A 705-nucleotide genomic window follows, 5' to 3' on the forward strand; every position below is an offset into this window, starting at 1 on the left:
TGTACGACAGCGTGAGCTGGCGGTGGGATGACGGGCGTCACGCCCGCGCCTGAAAGCGCTTCGGTACGCTCGATGCTGTAGTACGCGCCATCGGCAATCACCCGATCCATCGGCACATCAGCGGGCAGCACGGCGTCCATTCCTTCGCTGTCCGATACTTCTGTAGTGGTGATGCGGATCGCGTGTACGTTCATGTCAGCGTCGATCGACAGATGCATCTTGCGCCACGGCGTGCGCGCGGCCCTCTGAGCGTACTTTTCCTCGTACCACTGGCTCGCCCGCCCAAAGCTCAATCCCGTGCTGTCGACGATGAGACTGATCGTCTCGCCGCGCGCGAGACGTCGGGCCAGCTGTTCGCAACGCTGCGTGACGCTCACCTCCAGTGAAGCGAACCGTTCGCCCAGATGACTGGCGCTGGGCGCCGGGATGTCCAGCCCGCGAGTCTCCCAGTAGTCCTCCATATAGCCGGTGATCTGCCGCATCCCCCAGCCCAACAGCCGGTAGAAGGTAAAGATCAGCTCGATGTGCGCCGTGGTGTAGGTCGGCTCACGCCCCGACACGCCCGGCGTACGGATCTTTGCGTTGATAAGCTGCGCCTTCAGATCGCCGCCCGGCACATACAGGCTGATCATGCCGCGCTTTCTCAGGCTCTGGTTATACGCCCGCGCGTTCGTCACCCGGTACCCCGGCTTCTTGCGCTTGCGC

1 protein-coding gene is annotated in these 705 nt (G+C 63.4%); it reads right to left on the bottom strand.

Going from position 1 to position 705, the window contains the following annotated elements; genetic code table 11:
- The coding region (locus EVC45_RS45005; RefSeq protein ID WP_129964406.1) for a transposase at positions 1-705 on the bottom strand (705 nt) is incomplete at both ends.

The sequence above is a fragment of the Paraburkholderia sp. UYCP14C genome (assembly GCF_004197395.1).
In the GTDB taxonomy this organism is placed as follows: domain Bacteria; phylum Pseudomonadota; class Gammaproteobacteria; order Burkholderiales; family Burkholderiaceae; genus Paraburkholderia.